Source organism: Virgifigura deserti, assembly GCA_003576685.1.
Lineage (GTDB): Bacteria > Pseudomonadota > Alphaproteobacteria > Dongiales > Dongiaceae > Virgifigura > Virgifigura deserti.
Map to the genome: position 1 here is coordinate 583,693 of QOZR01000001.1, position 18,942 is coordinate 602,634.

Consider the following 18,942-nt stretch of genomic DNA (forward strand, 5'->3'; position numbering starts at 1 on the left):
CGTTCTAATGGCGAAACAGACCGCCCGCGAGAAGCGCGGACGCCGCCGCATCCCACTGGATCGTGGAATCGATTTCCCGGTCGTCGTCGACGCCTTGGGAGCGGAAGAACTCGGGCGCGCTAACGACCCGGTCGCCCCGTGCGTTGCGGCGCTTGAGGAGATAGCCACCCGCTGGGGCATGCCGGACGGGCAGGACCATGAGATCCTCGCTGCGGCGCTGCAGGACGACAGCCTCAACGCCTGCGAAGTAGCGATCATACACTTCCTTGGGAAGGTAGAGGCTGCCCCGGGTCACGGTCACGCCTGATGTCATTGCACGGGCCTCGCTTCCTGCAGACGCAAGCGCACAAGCGCCTCGACGCGATCGACGATCTTCTCAGCGGCATCGGCCACGCAGGGCGATAGGCCAATCCCAAATGCCACTGTGCCTGCTTCGATCAGGAGGACAGTCACATCCGTCGGGAAAGTCTCGCCAAAGATCTTGCGTCCGGCGAACAGGGCGTGGTCCCAACGAAAATCGTGCAGGGTCAGCGACGGCTGATGACGCTGCTCGAGCTCGGTTCCCGGAATCTCGAACACGGCTCCCGGTACTGAACCCGATTGACAGGCATCGATGATGATCAAAGTCCGGCATCCGCGCGCCGCGAACATGACAGCCATTCCATCAGTGCCGGCATCCAAAAGCCGCACCCGCGAGTCCTCGGAGACGCCGCGCGCTGCCAGCGCACGTACGACGTCCGGCCCAGCTCCATCATCGCTACGATTGGGATTGCCACAGCCGACTACAGCGATCATCAATCCTCCTCCCCTCGCGATGTCGATCTGTCGTGCTATCGGCCCATCCATTCGTACGGAGGAAGCCGGTTGGCTCACATGCGCCAAAGCCTGCAATACCAGTCGGGCTCCACGGGGACGGCCAGTTCAGGGAGATCGCACCATTTCCGATGTGCCAGATAGTAGATGCACTCCATGCACCTCCAACTCTCAGGGCCATAGGGATGATCCATGAACCCGCTAAGGACCAGTTTTCCCTTGATGTCCTTGGGGTCCAGCGTTCGAAGCTCGGCAGCGATCTCAATAAATTCCTTCTCGGTTTTGGGGAAGGGCTCGACCTTCGTCTCGAGCCCCGAGGCCAGCAAATCGGTGATTGTCTTACGCAGCGCGGGGTCGTCACCTTCGCTCATAAGCCGGCTTCCTCGCGATCAGGCGGTTCGAAACCGCGCAAGTTCCTCTCCCGTCCGGGAGTCATGCGCGTGGACGGTGCAGACGAGGCACGAATCGTACGAACGGCAGACGTGACCTACCTCAACGGGATCGCGCGCGTCGGCGACAGGCGTGCCGATCAGCGCTTCCTCTATGGGGCCGCGCTCGCCGCTCGCCGCTCGCGGGCCGATATTCCAGGTCGTCGGCGCAATGATCTGATAGTTCTTGATCTTGCCGCCTTGCACCTCAATCCAGTGGCCAAGCGCACCACGGATCGCCTCGGTTGCCCCCCAGCCACGGCCATCGCGCTCCGTTGGCTTGACGTACCAAAGATCCTTCAGGCGGAATTCACGTAATATGCGCTCGGCCTCGCGATAGAGTCTAACGACTTCATGCATCCGGGCAAAGTGCCTCAGCGTCACGCTCGCCCCGCCCATTTTCCGATACATGTCGAGCAAGAGAGGGTCGAAATTCTGCCACGCTTCACCGTGGTCGCCGCCGGCGATGACCTGCCGGGCGAGTGGCCCGGTCTCAAGCCTCCCGACATCCGCATGCGTCACCGCAGTTGACCAAGAATACTTGCCGCTGAAGTCGGTCGACGTTCTTTGCGTTGGCGTGGTCGTGCGTTCGAACGGGTGGAGGCCGCCCGGCTCGTCATACCATGCGTGGATCGTATCTTCCCTCGTGAAGGCTTGATCCATCACGCTGTGGACGTCGGTGCGGCCGTCATAAACACCGCCTTTCATGATCACTGCTGCACTGCGCCCCTCGATGGTGGGCTTGTTATATTTGTCCTCATGCGGCAGGTAACCCCAGGAGAAATATCTGCCATGCCCGTGCCCGTAGTTGCTGAGGCCGATGTCGTTGCTCATGCGCCAAAAGAGGCCGAGATCCGAGTTGGCGTGTTCGGGCTTCTCATCGAGCCACGCCAAAAAATCGTCGTACGACCTAATCTGCTCATAGCGCTCCATAGAGCTGCCAAGCCAGACCGGCTCGACCCAACTGCGACGGAACTGCTCGAGGATGGACCAAGCGCGCGTGACGTCCGTCAGGGTCGGCGCGCACATCACGCCGCCAGGCACCATGTAGCTCGAGTGCGGCCACTGGCCACCAAACAATGCATAGATCTCGACAGGCCGGCCCGAAATCGTGATGCCAATCTCATAGTTTCTTCCCGTGAAGGGCGCCCAGCGCCTAACGGCCTCCTCATAGAACTGCGATTTCGCATAGTTCTTGTTCGTGTAATCGACTATGAAAAGCCCATAATGATGGCGGGAGATGCTCTGAAGAGACTCGGCGATCTGTCCCAGATTGCGGGCCAGAATGGCGTTGCGGGGAACCTCCGTCTGCCACGCCGTATCGAGAGCCCACGCAGCGCATGTTAAGTGCGACGCACCGCAGATGCCGCACGCGCGCGGCGTGACGACTAGTCCTGCTTGGGCATCTTTGTCGCGCAGGATGACTTCGAAGCCGCGAAACAGCGCCGCCTGAGTCCAGGCATTGACGACAACACCGTCTTGAATGTCAACGCGAACGTCGAGGTCTCCTTCAACACGGCCGACTGGCGAAATGTCCAGCGTTTGCACTTCGGTGGACATCGACGTTATCCCGCGTAGCGCAGGCAGTTAAACAACGAAGATGTCATCTTCAGCCCACCGGGGAGCTGTGGCTTTTGCCGTCGCCATCAGCTTGATATAGCCCTTCCTGTCGATACCCGCGGGTAACGCGTTGGGTATCCCCATGAGGGTTTGGGTCTTGAAGACGGTTCCGGGCGCCAGATCGAAAAACGGAAACTCGGGTTCTGTGCACCCCAGACACGGCATCCCGGCACGCGTCTTGGACGATTGGCGGTTCCACAGAATGCGATTGCAGGGCGAGTGCGTCATCGGTCCGCGACAGCCAAGATCGTAAAAGAGACAACCTTTGCGTTGGCCGAATTCTGTCGCCGAAACCTTATAAGCGAAATGCATGTTCCGGGTGCAGCCCGTCTGCGTGAAGCTGCTAAAGAACGTCTTCGGACGTTGCAAATCGTCGAGCGAGAGTTCGGCGCCGCGGCCGGTCGCGATGGCTACAATGATCTGAGTGATCCAATCCGGATGCGCTGGACATCCCGGAACATTGATTACCGGCAGGTCCGCTTTGGACCGATAGTTCTTCCCTAAAAAGCCGCCGTGATCACGCTTGAGAAACTGAAGGCCAACGCTTTCCGTGGGATTCGGCGCGGTTGCAGGGATGCCACCCCAGCTTGCGCAATCCCCAATGGCGACGGTGTAATTGGCAACCTGGGCCAGCTCCTGGACCCAATCCTTCATCGGACGGCCGGCGAAGCGATTCCATTCACCCGTGCCGTCTGGCGCTCTGATCACCGTTCCTTCGAACACAAAGACATCCAACGACAATTTGCCGGAAACGAGGGTCCGTAACATCTTCTGCAGGTTGTCGCCAAGCTCCATGCCGAGCGAGGGGTGCCAGAGCACGTTGATGCCGAAGTCGGTGACGAGGTCACAAACGCTGGGTTCCTCGGCATTGAGGAACGACATGGTGTTGCCGGAACAGGCTCCGCCCTGGAGCCAAAGGAGATTGGTCATTGCAACCTTCTTTTCGTCACGCGAAGTGGATAGAGTTCCTCCTGCGGATCACCCACATCGGAGCGAACGAACATAGCGAAAGCTGCGCGTCTATGCTACAGGTCAAGTGCTCCGCTTCCTTGTATATGGGAATAAAATCCCCGCACCGCTTCGGGACCACAAGCATTTCCTCTTGTATGTCTACAACTCCGCTATCCCCATCCCCAGAGCTGACAGAGCGAAAGCCGACGATCCTTGTCGTTGAGGATGAGCTTCTTATTCGGATGTACATATCGGACTCTCTCCGGGATTGCGGGTTCGAGATCCTGGAAGCCAGCGACGGGCCAGAGGCTCTCACGATGCTAAATGCGGAGATGCCTATCGATCTGGTGTTCACTGACATAACTCTGCCCGGACAGCCGGACGGGTTCGGTTTGGCGCAATGGGTTCGCGCCCAGAAACCCGCAACCCCAGTCATTTTGACGTCCGGCCGTTACGACGTGAATGCCGCGCGCAAACTATGTAAAGACGAGCCATTCTTCGTAAAGCCCTATGATATCTCAGAATTGGCCGCGTGCATCCGCACGCTGCTGGCTGGTGATTCCTGAGACCAGATGGCAAAGACCGGACGAGGAGTTCACGTCCGAGTTCAAGCGCAAGACAGTTGCCCTGCCGCAGAACAGAAACTAACGGCTGATCCAGATCGCGGCCGAGCTGGACATCCAGCCCTCGATGCCGCGCAACCCGCGGGCGGTGATCAACGGCGCGCCGCCGCAGTCGCGCGCGGTGCCAACGGCAACCTCAACGATACGGCAGCCCTGACGCCGATCGCATCATCGGCGGATCAGGCGGCGGAGATCGCACCGCCGCGCCGTGAGCTCGATCGCTTTCGCGCCGAGCCGTACATTCTAGAAAGGCCATCGGCATCTTCTCGGAGACGCCACGATGAAGTTCCGCTTCATCGACCAAGCACAGCGATGCGTGGCCGATCCGCGCCATGTGCCGCGTGCTCGAGGTGTCGCCGAGCGGCTATTGTGCTTGGCGCGGCCGGCCCGAGAGCCCCCGTGCAGCCGAGCCCCGTCAACAGCTGCGACGTCCGTCGCATCCATTCTCGCCACCAGGGCCGCTATGGCAGCCCGCGCATGCACGCGGCGCTTCGGGCAGAGGGCCGAGACGTGAGCCGCGGGCGCGTCGAGCGGCTGATGCGGCGCCACGGGATCAGGGCCGTTGCGATTGGCGATCTGCTGGTCTTGCGCCGCGATGACTGTATGCGCGGGGACGTCGTCGAGCCCACCCAAATCGACGCTCGGCACCTTGCGGTTGGAGCTGTGCGAGCCGTCCTCATAGCGGACGGCGAACAGCATGAACGCGATGCGCGGGCTCGGCTTCTTGGGGACCATGTCTCTCTCCTTGCTTCCGCGGTGCTTCCAGGCACAGCAGAAAGCTCTCGATCCGAAAGGATCGGGGCTGTGTATGGTATTGATGTGTAGAGGCTAGATTTGGTTGCGGGGCCCCGCCCCCCTTTACTGAAAAACGCTTTGGCTGCGCCGAGGTCAGTTGATACTCGATTAGATCGACCCGGTAGGCAGGTTTAAATCCCAGGCCTGGAACGACCGACAGTTGACCTTGCCGACATAGGCCTAAGCTCGATTTCAGCCACTCCGGACCTGAGGGTTTTCAGGTTGTCCACCAGAACGGTGGGTCTCTGGCGATGTCATCGAGAGCCTTGTCGAGAGGCATGGCAAGGCCGCCGAAGTCGCCGATGCCCCCATCGACCGCGGCGCCACCAGAGGATCTCGACTTCGTCACTCGTTCCAGTAGGGCGCAGGCGCGCGATGGAGACGCCGGTTTCGGCGCTGAACAGCGAGTAACCCTTGTTGACGCGCGCGATGCCCCCCTTCGCACGATCGAACGTCCGGATGCGCTTCAGCACCGGGTTGCCCTTCGCCAGTGGGGGCCCTTCCACCCATTGCTGTGTTGCGCCGGTCAAGGATACTATGGGCGAGCCCGGACGATGGCCACAGAAGCACCTGCAATTCTGCGCCAGTGGAGGGTGGAAAGGCTGATACTTTCTCGCCGCCCACCCACAGTCATGTTCCGACCCTCGTCGTCGGCGCCGTCCTGGTGTCCGGAGTTATGGGCGTGAGCGCAAGGCTACGAACCATGTCGTCCGGCACCTCCTGCTGTTTCAGGAGATAGAAAGCTGGGGGAAGCCCTCACCGTGGGCAGGATGTGTGCCGAGGGGCTCAGTCGCCAATAAATATGCTTGGCTTTGTCGCCTAAGGCACAGCGTCATGCGGAATTATGCTCCTGAAGGCGCCCGGTTCCGGCTCTGCGGATAGAGAAGAGCACAGCAGTTCGCAGACCGATTCAGCCTTGCGCTTGAATTCCTGCCGCTGCGACTTTGGTCGACAGACCACACCGAGCCTCGTTACTAATGGTCTGCCATGCCACGACCGTCGGGACGCCCGTGTTGAACCAGGAACGCCTCTCCACGTCTCCCTTGGACCGGCCTCGTGCCGTGGCGCCCTACCTGCTGCGGATCTGCCTCGCCTTTATCCTGCTGATGGCGGCCCTCTTCGGAGCGGGGGCATGGTGGAGCCGAAACGAGGCCATCGAGGACAGGGCTGTTGCGGCTGCTGATCTCGCGCGTGCGGGCGCACATCAAATGGGGCGCGTGATCGATATGGCGGACATCATGCTGATCCAATTGCGCGACACGGCGGTCTCGACCGACTGGCGCGATCCCGATGCGGTGGCCACAGCGCAGGCCCGTCTGGAGCGGATCGTCGACCGGTTGCCTTACGTTTTCCGCCTCTTCATCATCGATGCGGGCGGGCGCGTCCGCGCGTCCAGCATGAAGGACTTCCCGTCCGACGTCACGGCGGCTGATCGGGATTATTTTATCACGCAACGCGATGCGGATGCCGGGCTGGTCATCAGCACCCGCCTGCGCAGCAAGGCGACCGGCGAGCCGATCTTCGTCCTCAGCCGCCGCGTTTCGGCCGAAGACGACAGCTTCCTGGGGATCGTCTCCATTTCCTTCGAGATCAGTGCGTTCGGCAGCTTCTACGAGACAATCGGCGGCGACATCGAGCCGGCCTTCCAATTGATCGGACCGGACATGACCATCCTGGTCAGTCAGCCGCCCCTCCCCCTCGGGGCCGAAGCCGCGGTTCGTGCGGAGCTCAGATCGCGGATGCTCGAGGCCGGGTCAGGCTCGCTCACCTACACCTCCAAGGACGGCGTTGAGCGAGTCTGGTCGTATCGGAAGGTGGGCGAGCATCCGCTCTATGTGAGCGCGGGCTTTGCGACGGATGCGATTCTGGCCGCCTGGTCAAGCGAAGCATTGCTCTTCTTCATACTCGGGATTGCGGCGCTGACCGGCTTGTCTCTCCTAAGCTTCGTTGCCGTGCAGCGCGCCCGCGGCGAGGACTCGGCGCGCCTTCAGCTGATGGATGCCAACAAGCAGCTCGAGCGGCGGGTTCGGCAGCGCACGGCGGCGCTCGAAGAGACGAATAACCGATTGCAAAGCGCCGTGGACTCGCTTGAAGCGCAAACCGAACGGCTGAACATTCTCAACCGAAGCGCCACCTCCCTGGCCGCCGAGCTCGATCTCGAGAGACTCGTGCAGGCCGTTACCGACGCAGGCGTCACGCTCACCGGCGCCGCATTCGGCGCCTTCTTCTACAACCTGCGGGACGAGCGCGGAGAATCCTATACGCTCTATACCCTGTCTGGGGCACCTCGGGAGGCCTTCGCCAAGTTCCCCATGCCGCGCAACACCGCGGTGTTCGGGCCGACGTTCCGGGGCGACGCCGTTGTTCGGTCAGGCGACATCACGAAGGATCCGCGCTACGGCAAGAAAGCACCGTACCGCGGCATGCCCGAAGGCCACCTTCCGGTCCGCAGCTATCTGGCCGTACCGGTGGTCTCACGCTCCGGCGAGGTCCTGGGGGGCCTCTTCTTCGGTCATTCGAAGCCAGACATGTTCACCGAAGCGACCGAGCATCTCATGACCGGGATCGCCGCGCAGGCCGCGATCGGCATCGACAATGCGCGGCTCTACCAGGCCGCGCAACGCGAGATCACCGACCGCACGCAGACCGAACAGCGGCTGGCGGCCCTCCTCGGCGAAAAGACCGAGATGCTGAAGGAGATCCATCATCGAGTCAGGAACAACCTGCAGGTGATCGCAAGTCTTCTGAACCTCGAGATCGGCAGGATTGCGGATCGGGACGCCCGTGCGCAGCTGGCGACCGTCGGGCAGCGCATCGACGCCATCGCCCGCGTCCACGAGCAGCTCTATACGTCCGACAGCTTCTCGCGGATCGACCTCCGCGCGCACCTCGAGCAAATGGCCGCCGGCTTGAGGGAGCTTTACAAAGGCGCGGTTTCCGCCACGATCACAGTCGATGCCGAGCCGCTGCGCTGCGACCTCGAAACGGCGATTCCCCTGGGTTTGATTGTAAACGAGCTCATAATCAACAGCCTGAAGCACGCCTTTCCGGAGGGCCAAACCGGGACGATCCGCGTCGGACTGCAGCGGTCGGAAGCGGATGAGGACGTCCACCTTACCGTCGGGGACGACGGGGTCGGTATGAGCCAAACGGCAACCGGCGAGAGCGGCAGTCCCGACGGCGGCCGCGGCGGCGGTCTTGGGCAAACCATGATCGCGGCGCTAGTTCAGCAGATCGACGCCGAGATGGAGATCATGGAGGGGCCAGGAACCAAGGTCCTCATCCGCATGCCCCAGGGGCGTTTCAAGGCCTAGCCGCCAGCCGGCGTCCGGAACACCACCGCGATAGTTCACCCGTTTACCGGTCCGACACCCTCGACCCTCTGCAGATCCTTCGGCTCCGCCGGCGCGACCGCCCGCAGCGAACCGAAGTGCTGGAGCAGGACTCTGTCGGGAATCAGACGTGCGGCAAAGTAGCGGTACGGGGGCAAGGTCCCGCAAGCGCGGCGGAATCCCTGTGATCCTGAGGATGCGGCGGATGGCCAAGCGGCGCCTAGGATCCGCTGGCGGAGGCGGTCGAGTTTGGCGCGGCCGTACGTCGTCCGCCTCGTCAGCTTGAGACGGGGGATTTACCGCCCGGGAAATTGGCGCCGTCCAGCTTGGCGTTCCCAAGATTGGCACCCGTGAGATTGGCGTCGCGCAGATCCGCCTCACGGAGGTCGGCATCCCGCAGATCGGCACCGTCGAAATCCGCGCCGATCAGCCGAGCTTGGCACAAGACGGTCCTGGTCAGGACCGCACCCATCAGCTTCGCGCGTTCCAGATTGGCCGGGAACAGCCGCGGGCTTGGCGTGAGGTGCTCCACCGGACTCAGATTGGCAGCCGATAGAGTAGCGCCAGCGAGGTTGGCGCGCGGCAACCGTGCGCCCCGCAGGTCTGCCTGGGTCAGATTCGCCCGCCGGAGATCCGCAAAGGCCATGTGGGCCATCGCAAGCTTCGCGTTCGACAGATCAGCCCCAATCATAATGCACCGCTCCAGCACCGCGGCGGACAAGTTCGCACCGGCCAAAGAGGCGCCGCTCAGATCTGCTTCCGTCAAATCGGCACACCGGCCCTCCTTGCCCAACGAGTTCACCCAGAGCGCATGCGCGGCCAGAATCCCGGGCAGGCGCGACCGGATATCGGCCGGCTGTGTCGGCCGGATCGCCGATCTAAACTGGTCGGACAGCATCATCGCGGGTTCGAGAACAGCGCCCCGCAGGTCCGCGTCCATGAAATCGGCCCCGGTGAGCTCGGCTCCGGTCAGGGTCGCTCCCGTCAGGGTGGCGCCACGGAGATTGGCGCCGGCGAGATCGGCGCTGTCCAAGCGCGTGCCGATCAGGATCGCATTCCGCAGGTCCGTCCGCTGTAAGCGGGCCCGGGACAGGTTCGCGTCGGTGAGGTCGGCTTGCAGCAGGACGCCGCCCGCCATCTGCGTGCCAGAGAAATCGGCCCGGTGCGCCATGATCGCGACAAGCTCCACGGGTAACGCGTCGAAGGTGACGAACTGCGGATTGCCGCCCTCGCCATGCAGGGCGAGGCTGGCCTCACGGAGATCGGCATCGGCGAAGATCGCCTCAGTCAGCTCTGCGCCCCGCAGGCAGACCCCGCGCAGGTCTGCACGCGACAAATCGGCGCCCCGAAGGTCTGCCACCGCCAGATCGGCGCCGAACAGGGTGGCCATGCGCAGTCGCACGCCGACCAAGCTGGCGTGCCTGAGCTTCGCGCCCGTCAGATCGGCCTCCGAGAGATCCTGTCGATCGAGGGCGAGGCCAGAGAGATCGTGAAACTTCAGAAGCGCCCGGCGTCCTCCCGGCGCACGGGCGAGAAACCGCCGATGGAGGGCGATGATTTCGTTCAACTCCGTCTGCGTCAGCTTTGTCCAAGCCGGAGCCGAGTCGGGCGAAGATAGCAAATGATGTCTCCCCTCCGAACGGCGCTGTCCACAGTTGCAATTGGCCGGCGTGGAGCCGCAACCACCTCAGGGGCATAATCTGTAGCAGGGTCCCGCAATTCCGTGGCACCTGCCAGAGAAGCTCTCGCTGACGCCAGCTGTAGGCCGGTATCCCTTGCAATTTTGTTAAGCGCCACGGAAAGCTTCGCCAGGCTGCTCAGCGTGTGAATCGGCGTGCAGCATTGGTTCTTCCGCATTTTCGGTGCAATCAGTTCCCTCCGAGGCAGGCTCATCGGTCCGAACGTCTGGCCAAGCTGACGAGCTATCGGCGAATCAAGAAACGCCCGCCCCCGGCTTCCCAGGGCGGGCGTTTGTGCGTCTGATGTCAGATATCGGTGGTTGCGGGGACCCGCAACTGCTTTTATTTGCTCCTGTGCGCACCCAGCATTCCAGTCGTTTCTCGTTAAGACCGCGGGCTCGAATGCGTTGACGCAGCGCTATTGGGCCAGCGCCACATTCGGGTGCCGGTTAGCACTGCCTTGGACAACGGCACCATATGCGCCTTGTCTGCCTTCATCCGCGCTGCCGGGACCGCGCGCCCGTCGGCTTCACCAGCAAGATCAAGCCGTCACTGTCCTGGTAGCGGCCCGGCTTCGTTGCCGCCTTGACCCCAAGTGCCGCCAGCTTGCCCACGCCTCACGTCCTCCCGTTCCCCCACTCATTCCCACGCTATGAGCCGGTTGTATGGGAACGTCAATGAACGTTGGCGTACATAACCTTCGTTATCTACATGTCATTAAACACTTTTAGAGGCGTCGGCATCTTGTCTGGAACATGGGTTGTCGGACATCCTGTCCGCCATAAGCACGCCCGAGAGCGGCGGATTGCCGGTGAATTGCGCTTCGCCTCCGGAACATGACGCGCGAGCGTGTTGTTTATCGTTCGTCGGTTCCGTCGAGCATGAGGCAGATGCTACGCCATTAATCTCCGCAAGCCGGACAATCGAAATCGACCTCGCTTCGGGCTGTCGCGATAGGCGCGACCGCCGTCGGTGCGCTCGCTGTTGGCGCACTGGCTTTCGGCGCGTTGGCGATCGGCCATCTTGCAATCCGGAAAGCGCGGATACGGTCTCTAGCGATTGACGAGTTGACCGTACAGAGGCTGCGCATCGCCGAACAGCCAATCTCGCAGGCGGCGCATTCCGCTGCTGGAAGGAACCAGACGGAGCTGGACGACGCATCGCCCATGCCGTGACCGATGGACGTGTGCGGGGTCGCGGACGGTCGTCCAAGTTGCTAACAAAAACGGTGGATAAATTTGTGGGGAGCGTAGTTGAGCCGGCCTTTTCCCACGGCTTGGTTAATATGCCCATTTTTTGGGCAGTCATTGACGGGCTTGATAATTAATAATTTTTTAAGGCAGCGATCAACATTTTGCAAACGCTCGTCAATTTTGTCGATTTTGTGACTGCGGTGGAAAACATTACAGTGCTCTGCCGCTTCTTTAGTGTCGAGCGTTTGGATAGAGTCAATGGGGCGGCTCACTTGGAAGACCGAGTCTTGACCAGAAATAGGCGAGAATTTCCGTCACACTTTACCTCTCCTGCCTCCACAAACTTGGCCTCTTCTTTCTCTTAGCTCATCGCGCGGATTGAAAGAGGCCCGACTTAGGACGGCTCTGGAATCGGGCTCGGCGGTGGCCTCGATGGAGTGCTCGGAAAAGGTGGCTCCAGCGGTGGCTTGTCCGGTGGATCGGCGGGCGGAACCGGCCCCGGCGGCGGTGTCGGCGGCATCGGGATGGGCCGCTCGTCCGGTGCCTCGTCGGGTGGCGGACCGGGTGGTTTTGGCTGCTGAAAATCCATGACTCTCTCCCTCGCGAAACCGTTTTATGGCTATTCGAGATAGTGAGGTCGAGATAGTGAGGTTTGGACCTCCTGCCGACGGCCATCCGTGCGATGGCCGCAAAACGCGCCCGAGGCGGCATCTCGCCGCCTCGGGCTTGTGGTCGGGTTGTCTTTCAGCTTGCGCGGACGGCGGCGAGGAAGTTGTCGACCCCGCTCTGCAGGCTGGCGGACTGCTGGGCGAGCGCGCCGGCGGCGTCGAGCAACTCGTGCCTTGATGCCAGCACGGGATAGGATGGAAAACCAAAACGTTGCGCCAACCCAGTTCTCCGCAATCCATATCACGCCCAAAATGGGCGAGCCGGAGAATGCGCCTTAAATATTTTCTTCTCTATTAACTTCGTTTCTTAACAAGAAACAACGTCAGAAGACCGTCTTCGGGCGCATGCATCTCTCTTTCGGAACCATCCACAGATCGCGGGGGTTTAGAAACGAAAACAGCAACACCCAAATTTCGCGGGATCAAGCCATGCTCACCAAAGACGATCTCGGCCGGCTAATGACCGCCGATGCTACTCCCGCCGTTTCGATCTTTCTGCCGACCCACATCGCGGGTCGCGAGGTTCGGCAGGATCCGATTCGATTGAAGGATCTGCTGGGAGAGGCCGCGCGACAGCTAACCGAAACGGGTCTACGCGGGCCCGAGGCCGACCAGATCTTGGCCCCGGCCCTCGAACTCGTCGAGGACTACACCTTCTGGCGTCATCAGGATCGCGGCCTGGCCCTGTTTCTGGCGCCGGGCATCTTCCACCGCTACCGGGTCCCGATCGATCTTCCGGAACTGGTCGTCGTCGCCAAGCGGTTCCACGTCAAGCCGTTGTTGACGCTGCTCGCCGCCGACGGCCTGTTCTTTGTCCTCGCCGTCACCGCGGGCAAGGTGAGGTTGTTCGAGGCCTCACGTTTCGGCATGGCGGAGTGCGACGACGTGGATCTGCCGGACAGCGTCGCCGCCATTTCAGGTGAGACGGACTACCAAAACATGCTGCATGCGAGCCCCGTCGCCCGGCCACGCACCGCAGCACCGGTCGGTATCCCAAAAACCCACAACTTCGGCGAGGATCCGGAAGAGCAGCGTAAGGCGCAACTGGTCGAGTTCATCCGTCGCGTTTCACGTGGCGTGGAGGATTATCTCGACGACACCCAGGCATCTTTGGTGCTCGCCGCCGAACCGGAGATCGAGGGCCATTTCCGAAAAATCTACAAGCCCAAGCACCTCCTGCCGAAGGGGGTGGAGATCAATCCTGACGCCCTCGACATGGACGATCTGCACCGGCGCGCCTACGCGCTCGTCCGGCCAGAGTTCACCAAGGCGCGGGAGGAGGCCGTCGGCCAGTTCCAAACCCTGTGCGGTAACGGGGACTCGCGGGCCGAGACGCGGGTCGACGAGATCGTGAAGGCGGCGCGCTTCGGCCGGGTGGATACTCTGTTCGTCGCGGCCGACGCACGATGCTGGGGCCGGTTCGACGAGACCGCGAACCAGGTCGCCCTCCAGGACAGCGCGACAGCCGACAACGAGGACCTGCTGGATTACGCCGCCGTTCAGACCCTGGTGCAGGGCGGGCAGGTCAATGTGATGGACAAGGGCGACCTGCCGCGCGGCGATCTCGCCGCGGCCATCCTCCGCTACTGACGCCCAGCAACGGACCCGGTAGCCGATATGACGCTCTGGAGAATTCGACCGGTGGCCCAGCCTCACGACTCCCGCTGGCTGAATTATCCCATCTGGAGGGAAGTCATCGTGCGCGCGGATACGGCGGCGCTCGCCCGCCTGGTCGCCGCCCGGCTGGAATACGACCCCGATGAGCCGCCGACCGGGAACGAGAGTTCCACCTTCCGAAGCGCCTTCGAGGACGAGAAACTGTATTGGGTGGTGGAACTCGGCCCCGATGAAGCGGCGGCCATCGGCGACGCGGCAGGCGGGAGCGGCATCGTTCTCGCCCTACCCTTTCCTGAAGCCGAACGGGAGCGGGACGCCGAGGGATACGACTAAGAGTGTCCGACAGAACCTGGCCTTGAGTCGCCGGAATGGCGGCGATACCGTTAAACTCCCGATCAATAACTGAGATATAAAGAAAAAATTATCTGGTATTATAATACTATTTCTTTCCCGATAACATTCGCAACGATCCGGTCAATAGCACATTAACTGCGCGCTAATAAGTTGCGCGTTAGTGTCGCCTCATAAATAGGCCGCGTATTTCGAATTCTCGTGCGAATCAGTTCCCAACATTTGGCGTACAAACGCCGGAACCGTCACACGAGGCTCGGCCGCTTCCCTCGCGGACATGAGGCGGAGAGATCAATGTCGGATTGTCAGCATCGCCGGTGGATCGGCTTCGTAGCGCTTGCACTGCCCCTGTACCTCGCCGGCTGCGCCAGCACCACGCCGCCGCCCTTCCCCTTGGCGGAAGAAGAGAACGATATCGTGCGCGCACTCGGTATCGAGCGGAGCGGCTCGCGTTACAGTGGCACGCTTTATCTGGCCGGTCTGCCATCGACGGCCACCGACTTTCCCACCGCAGCTCAGGATCGATCAAGCCCGCAGCCGCAATCTCCGGTTTCGACAGCGGCCGGCGATGTTCGGTTGTCTCAATCCGAATCCGCTGTCGCTCAAGACAGCGCCCTGAGCGAAGCATCGCTGCCGCCACAGCCAAGCCGTTCGGCAGTCAATCGGTCCCGTTGGCAAGCCATCCCCCTGCCGACACCGTCAACAGCGCAGAGCGCAGCCCGCCCCGTCGTGAAAGAGGCGGCCGCTCCGAATGCCGGGGACACGCCTGCCGCGCCCGCGGTTGCTGTCCCGCCGATCCTGACGATGGAGGTCGAGAGCGGCCCTGGTACGCCGATCTATCACGTCCAGCTTGCCGCCTACCGCAGGAAGGATCAGGCCGAGGCCGGATGGGAGCGCCTGACGGCCGCCGCGGCGAGTCTGCTCGGCGATCTCAAGCCGCTCATTCGACGGGTCGATCTGGGACCTGACAAAGGGGTTTTCTTCCGCCTTCAGACCGGCCTCTTCACCGAGCATACTGACGCCACGAGCCTGTGCCGGAACCTGCTGGCGCGCGGCATCGACTGCTTGGTGGTGAAGGTGCTGCACCCGGAGGTGCCTCGCGAGAGCGCTATGCAGCGACGATACGCTACCGAGAGGGTAGCGTCGTCGCCTGCCTGATCGCCTTCTAGGCGACCTTATTCCCCGTCGTTGCGGATGAGGCCGCGAGTCTGCCGCTCGACGAGCCCCGCATAGTAGCCCCCGCTCCGCATCAGCGCCCTATGAGTCCCGGATTCGGCGATCCGGCCTTCCTTGAGAACGATGATCCGGTCGGCATGCACGACCGTCGATAGCCGGTGGGCGATCACGAAGCTGGTCCGGCCCTTCAGTAGCCGGTCCAGCGCGTCTTGGACGAACGCTTCCGACTCGGCGTCGAGCGACGATGTCGCTTCATCGAGAATCACGATCGGCGGGTTCTTGATGAGGGCGCGGGCAATCGCAATCCGCTGCCGCTCGCCGACGGACAGGCGACCGCCCCGCTCGCCGACATAGGTGTCATAACCCTGCGGAAGCTGCATGACGAAGTCGTGCGCGTTGGCCGCGCGGGCCGCCGCCTCAATCTCCGCAGTGGATGCCTCCGGCCGGCCATAGGCGATGTTGCTGCGCACCGTATCGTTGAAGAGCAGCGGGTCCTGAAGGACGACGCCGATCTGGCGCCGCAGGGAGTCCTGCTTCAGCAACCGCAGATCCGTTCCGTCGAGCCGGATGGTGCCGCTGAGCGGATCGTGAAGCCGCATCAGCAAAGCCATCAGCGTCGTCTTGCCCGATCCGCTGGGACCGACGATCGCCAGGGTCTCGCCGGGGTGAACCGTGAGATCGATCCCCTGCAGCAGCGACCGCGCGCGCTCCTCGTAGGAGAAGGACACATTCTCGAACGCGACGGCACCGTGTACCTTCGTGATGTCCTGCGCGTCCGGGCGGTCGGGAACCTGCTCCCGGACGTCGAGCATCGCGAAGATCTCGTCGAGCGAGACCGAGGCGCGGTGCAGCGTTTGATAGATGCCGCTCAAGCCCTGGACCGGGCCGAACAGGCCGCCGACATAGCCGATGAAGGCGACGACCGTGCCGACGGTGATGTCGCCCCGGAGCACCAGCACGCCACCGAAGGCGATCGCCGCGATCCGCGCCGCGGCGATCACCATGTTGGTGACGGCGCTGAAGCCGGTGTCGACGCCGACGCCGCGGATCACGACCCGATTCGCCATGTTCACGTCTCGCAGGAATCGCTGCCGCTCCGAGTCCTCCATCGCGAAGCTGCGGACGGTAATGATCCCTGACAGCACCTCGTTGAAGCGCGAATAGATGCGCGCCCAGCTGTCGAGCAGCGTCCGTTCCCGCCGGGTCTGCTCGGGTGCGGCGAAGGCCGCGATCAGTGCCGGCATCGGCGCGAAGCAGGTCACCAGCAGCGCCAGACGCCAGTCCAGCCGGATCATGATCGCCAGAGCGATGACGAGATAGACGACGGCCGGAAACAGGTTGAACAGGATCTGCATCACCGCGCCGATGAAGCCTTGGATGCTGCGATCCAGCCGAGTGATGATCGCGCCCACCCCTTCGCCCTGCTGCAGGCGCAGCGGAGCACGGTGAAGCCGCTCGACGGTCGCCTCAAGCAATGCGTACTGAACGCCGATTCGGCTTTTCCAGCTCAGCCAGTTGGAGAGGCCGCCGATCCCTTCCCGGACAATGCCCAGAAGCAGAAGGCCGACGACGCCGACGATCAACGGCCGCACGCCCTGACCGGCGGTGAGCTCGTCGAAGATGTATTTCAGGACCAGCGGCTCCGCGGCGTTTATGCTGGCCAGCGCCAGAGTCAGAAGAAAGATCGCGCCGATCGAACGCCGAAACGGGGCGGCATATCGTAGAGCGCGGCGCAGACGCTGCAGGCGATGCATGAGGGCCGTCGATCGCCGGGCAGGACGGCGACGCCTCGCCGCGGCGAGCGCGGGAGGGAGGGGGTCGTGAAGAGCCGAGTCGCTCATTGCGGTGATCGATCGTTGGCGCCGGTCGCTCCGGCGCGGTGATGGGATGTGAGAGAGTCCGCCGAACGTGGTTAAAAAGCCGTAAAACGCCCCTCGACGTTTCCCAGTCCGAATCGGCCGACCGACCATATGCGCGCTAGTACCGGTGCTTTGGAAAACGTCCGCGGCGACGCGATGTCATGAGTTCACGACCCGACGGATTGCCGCTAAGATCGGCCGACCTCCAGCGATAACCGCTGGCATGATCCAAATAAGATTCCACTTCGACAGACAAACGGGAGGCGTTGATGCGCTTTGATGATTTTTCCCGCCGCCGCTTTTTACAGGGCGCGTCGGCAGCCGGGCTGACGGTGCTGGCGGCGCCGCGGCTCGGTTGGTCGGCACCTGCGGGGACCCTCACCCTATCGACCTACGGCGATCTGCAAGTCCTTGATCCGGCGTTCCACGTTTCGGCGCCGGACACGATCATGTGCGACATGATCTTCCAGCATTTGATCCAGTTCAAAGGCGGCGAGACCACCGACTGGGAACTCGAGGCCGCAGAATCGATCGAGCAGATCGACGACACGCATATCGCGTTCACCCTCAAGCCGGGCATCATGTGGAACGACGATCTCGGCGAGGTGACTGCGGAGGACGTCAAATACTCATTTGAACGAATCATCGATCCGGCGATCGATTCGCCCTATGCCGGGAACTGGGCTACGCTCGACCATGTCGAGGTGACGGACAAGTATTCCGGCGTCATCGTGCTCAAGGAGTATGCGGCGACGATCTGGACGGTCGCCTTGCCGTCGAACAGCGGCATGATCATCAGCAAGAAGGCGATGGAGGCGCTTGGCGAGAAGCAGTTCACCACCGATCCGCCCTGCTACAACGGACCCTATCGCATCAAGGAGTGGATCCCAAAGCAACGGGTCACGTTCGAACGCAATCCGTTCTGGAAGGGTGAGGCTCAGCATTGGAACGAGATCGTGATCGTTCCGATCGAGGATCCGGCCGCGTCGGAGCTCGCCTACGAGGCTGGCGAGCTTGATTTCTCCAGGATCACACTCGCCACGCTCTCCCGCTATCGAGAGGAAGGCCCGCCGTCCGGATCAAAGGTCGTCGACATTCCGTCGCTGGCCTACGTCTGGATGGGCATGAACGTCGAAAACCCTGCCCTGCAGGACATCCGGGTACGCAAGGCGATCCAGCGGGCGGTAGACGTCGACAGCGCAGTCGCGGCGGCCTATTTCGACGTGGCCGAGCGCTCGACCGGGATCGTCGCGCCGAGCCTGATCGGGCATCGCGACATCCAGCCGATGCAGCGGAACCTGGACGAGGCGCGCGCCCTGCTGAAGGAGGCCGGCGTGGACCGCCTCGCCCTGACGCTCGATACGCAGATCCAGACCGAGTATCTGACGATGGCGCAGGTCGTACAGGCCTCGCTCACGGAGGTCGGGATCGACGTGACCATCAATCAGCGGGATTCCGGCGTCTTCTGGACCCTCGGCGACGAGTCGGTCGGCGACCAGTGGAAGGATATCCAACTCATCATCGGCCGGTTCTCCATGGACCCGGATCCCTCCTACGCGACGGAATGGTTCACCTGCGATCAGGTCGGCATCTGGAACTGGGAACGCTTCTGCAACAAGGAGTTCGACGAGTTGCATGCGAAGGCGAAAGGCGAGAAGGACTTGGCCAAGCGTGACGCAATGTACAAGCGCATGCAGGATCTGATGGAGGATTCCGGCGCCTATGTCTTCCTGACGCATGAGCGTGTCGCCTATATCCACAAGGACACGATCGAAGCCGTCATCAAGCCCGAGGGCGATCCCCTGCATCTCAAGTTCAAACCGGTCGCGTGACGCCT

General features: G+C 62.3%; 14 protein-coding genes and 1 pseudogene. 7 read left to right on the forward strand and 8 right to left on the reverse strand.

The annotated features are described in order from the left end of the window. Positions 1–4: 4 nt before the first annotated feature. The 5 genes from DT069_RS02850 to DT069_RS02870 form a co-directional block, all read right to left on the reverse strand. Complete coding sequence (locus DT069_RS02850; RefSeq protein WP_119458730.1) at positions 5–313, reverse strand: hypothetical protein; 309 nt, start codon at positions 311–313, stop codon at positions 5–7. Beyond that, complete coding sequence (locus tag DT069_RS02855) at positions 310–795, reverse strand: hydrogenase maturation protease (RefSeq protein WP_119458731.1); 486 nt, start codon at positions 793–795, stop codon at positions 310–312. The genes DT069_RS02850 and DT069_RS02855 overlap by 4 nt, the downstream gene beginning before the upstream one ends. 74 nt (positions 796–869) lie before the next feature. Further along, positions 870–1,184 (reverse strand): hypothetical protein, encoded by a 315-nt coding sequence (locus DT069_RS02860; protein WP_119458732.1) that lies wholly within the window; start codon positions 1,182–1,184, stop codon positions 870–872. 18 nt (positions 1,185–1,202) lie between these two features. Next, entirely contained in the window at positions 1,203–2,801 is a 1,599-nt protein-coding gene (locus tag DT069_RS02865; protein ID WP_119458733.1) for a nickel-dependent hydrogenase large subunit, read from the reverse strand. 27 nt (positions 2,802–2,828) lie between these two features. Further along, positions 2,829–3,791 carry an NADH-quinone oxidoreductase subunit B family protein gene (locus tag DT069_RS02870; protein ID WP_119458734.1) on the reverse strand — a complete coding sequence of 321 codons (963 nt, stop codon included), beginning with the start codon at positions 3,789–3,791 and terminating at the stop codon, positions 2,829–2,831. 176 nt (positions 3,792–3,967) lie between these two features. Between DT069_RS02870 and DT069_RS24510 the strand changes: the two genes are divergently transcribed. The 3 genes and pseudogenes from DT069_RS24510 (at position 3,968) to DT069_RS02885 (ending at position 8,544) form a co-directional block, all read left to right on the forward strand. Beyond that, entirely contained in the window at positions 3,968–4,378 is a 411-nt protein-coding gene (locus tag DT069_RS24510; RefSeq protein ID WP_425449954.1) for a response regulator, read from the forward strand. Between the two features lie 6 nt (positions 4,379–4,384). Continuing rightward, positions 4,385–5,002: pseudogene (locus tag DT069_RS24860) on the forward strand (IS3 family transposase); the annotation flags it as partial. 1,241 nt (positions 5,003–6,243) lie between these two features. Next, a complete protein-coding gene (locus DT069_RS02885; protein ID WP_425449955.1) occupies positions 6,244–8,544 on the forward strand; it encodes a histidine kinase dimerization/phosphoacceptor domain -containing protein in 2,301 nt (766 codons plus the stop codon). 295 nt (positions 8,545–8,839) lie between these two features. Here the strand turns inward: DT069_RS02885 and DT069_RS02890 are convergent, their stop codons facing one another. After that, entirely contained in the window at positions 8,840–10,129 is a 1,290-nt protein-coding gene (locus DT069_RS02890) for a pentapeptide repeat-containing protein (protein WP_162912941.1), read from the reverse strand. Positions 10,130–12,178: 2,049 nt separating this feature from the next. Beyond that, positions 12,179–12,322: a hypothetical protein gene (locus tag DT069_RS24520; RefSeq protein ID WP_162912942.1), complete on the reverse strand. Its 144-nt coding sequence runs from the start codon at positions 12,320–12,322 to the stop codon at positions 12,179–12,181. Between the two features lie 209 nt (positions 12,323–12,531). Here DT069_RS24520 and DT069_RS02895 point away from each other — a divergent pair, with 209 nt between their 5' ends. The 3 genes from DT069_RS02895 (at position 12,532) to DT069_RS02905 (ending at position 15,228) form a co-directional block, all read left to right on the forward strand. Continuing rightward, complete coding sequence (locus DT069_RS02895; RefSeq protein ID WP_119458739.1) at positions 12,532–13,692, forward strand: baeRF3 domain-containing protein; 1,161 nt, start codon at positions 12,532–12,534, stop codon at positions 13,690–13,692. Positions 13,693–13,800: 108 nt separating this feature from the next. Further along, positions 13,801–14,052: a hypothetical protein gene (locus DT069_RS02900; RefSeq protein ID WP_162912943.1), complete on the forward strand. Its 252-nt coding sequence runs from the start codon at positions 13,801–13,803 to the stop codon at positions 14,050–14,052. 411 nt (positions 14,053–14,463) lie between these two features. Continuing rightward, a complete protein-coding gene (locus DT069_RS02905; RefSeq protein ID WP_162912944.1) occupies positions 14,464–15,228 on the forward strand; it encodes an SPOR domain-containing protein in 765 nt (254 codons plus the stop codon). Between the two features lie 17 nt (positions 15,229–15,245). On the opposite strand, the gene DT069_RS02910 is transcribed toward DT069_RS02905, so the two are convergent. Then, positions 15,246–17,000, reverse strand: a complete 1,755-nt coding sequence (locus DT069_RS02910; protein ID WP_119458742.1) for an ABC transporter ATP-binding protein — start codon at positions 16,998–17,000, stop codon at positions 15,246–15,248. Between the two features lie 374 nt (positions 17,001–17,374). Between DT069_RS02910 and DT069_RS02915 the strand changes: the two genes are divergently transcribed. Next, positions 17,375–18,937, forward strand: a complete 1,563-nt coding sequence (locus tag DT069_RS02915) for an ABC transporter substrate-binding protein (protein ID WP_119458743.1) — start codon at positions 17,375–17,377, stop codon at positions 18,935–18,937. Positions 18,938–18,942: the final 5 nt, after the last annotated feature.

What these genes read in the sequence shown, in the direction of transcription:
- DT069_RS02850 (WP_119458730.1), bottom strand. Translation starts at nt 313, where the DNA reads ATGACATCAGGCGTGACCGTGACCCGGGGCAGCCTCTACCTTCCCAAG.
- DT069_RS02855 (WP_119458731.1), bottom strand. Translation starts at nt 795, where the DNA reads ATGATCGCTGTAGTCGGCTGTGGCAATCCCAATCGTAGCGATGATGGA.
- DT069_RS02860 (WP_119458732.1), bottom strand. Translation starts at nt 1,184, where the DNA reads ATGAGCGAAGGTGACGACCCCGCGCTGCGTAAGACAATCACCGATTTG.
- DT069_RS02865 (WP_119458733.1), bottom strand. Translation starts at nt 2,801, where the DNA reads ATGTCCACCGAAGTGCAAACGCTGGACATTTCGCCAGTCGGCCGTGTT.
- DT069_RS02870 (WP_119458734.1), bottom strand. Translation starts at nt 3,791, where the DNA reads ATGACCAATCTCCTTTGGCTCCAGGGCGGAGCCTGTTCCGGCAACACC.
- DT069_RS24510 (WP_425449954.1), top strand. Translation starts at nt 3,968, where the DNA reads ATGTCTACAACTCCGCTATCCCCATCCCCAGAGCTGACAGAGCGAAAG.
- DT069_RS02895 (WP_119458739.1), top strand. Translation starts at nt 12,532, where the DNA reads ATGCTCACCAAAGACGATCTCGGCCGGCTAATGACCGCCGATGCTACT.
- DT069_RS02910 (WP_119458742.1), bottom strand. Translation starts at nt 17,000, where the DNA reads ATGCATCGCCTGCAGCGTCTGCGCCGCGCTCTACGATATGCCGCCCCG.
- DT069_RS02915 (WP_119458743.1), top strand. Translation starts at nt 17,375, where the DNA reads ATGCGCTTTGATGATTTTTCCCGCCGCCGCTTTTTACAGGGCGCGTCG.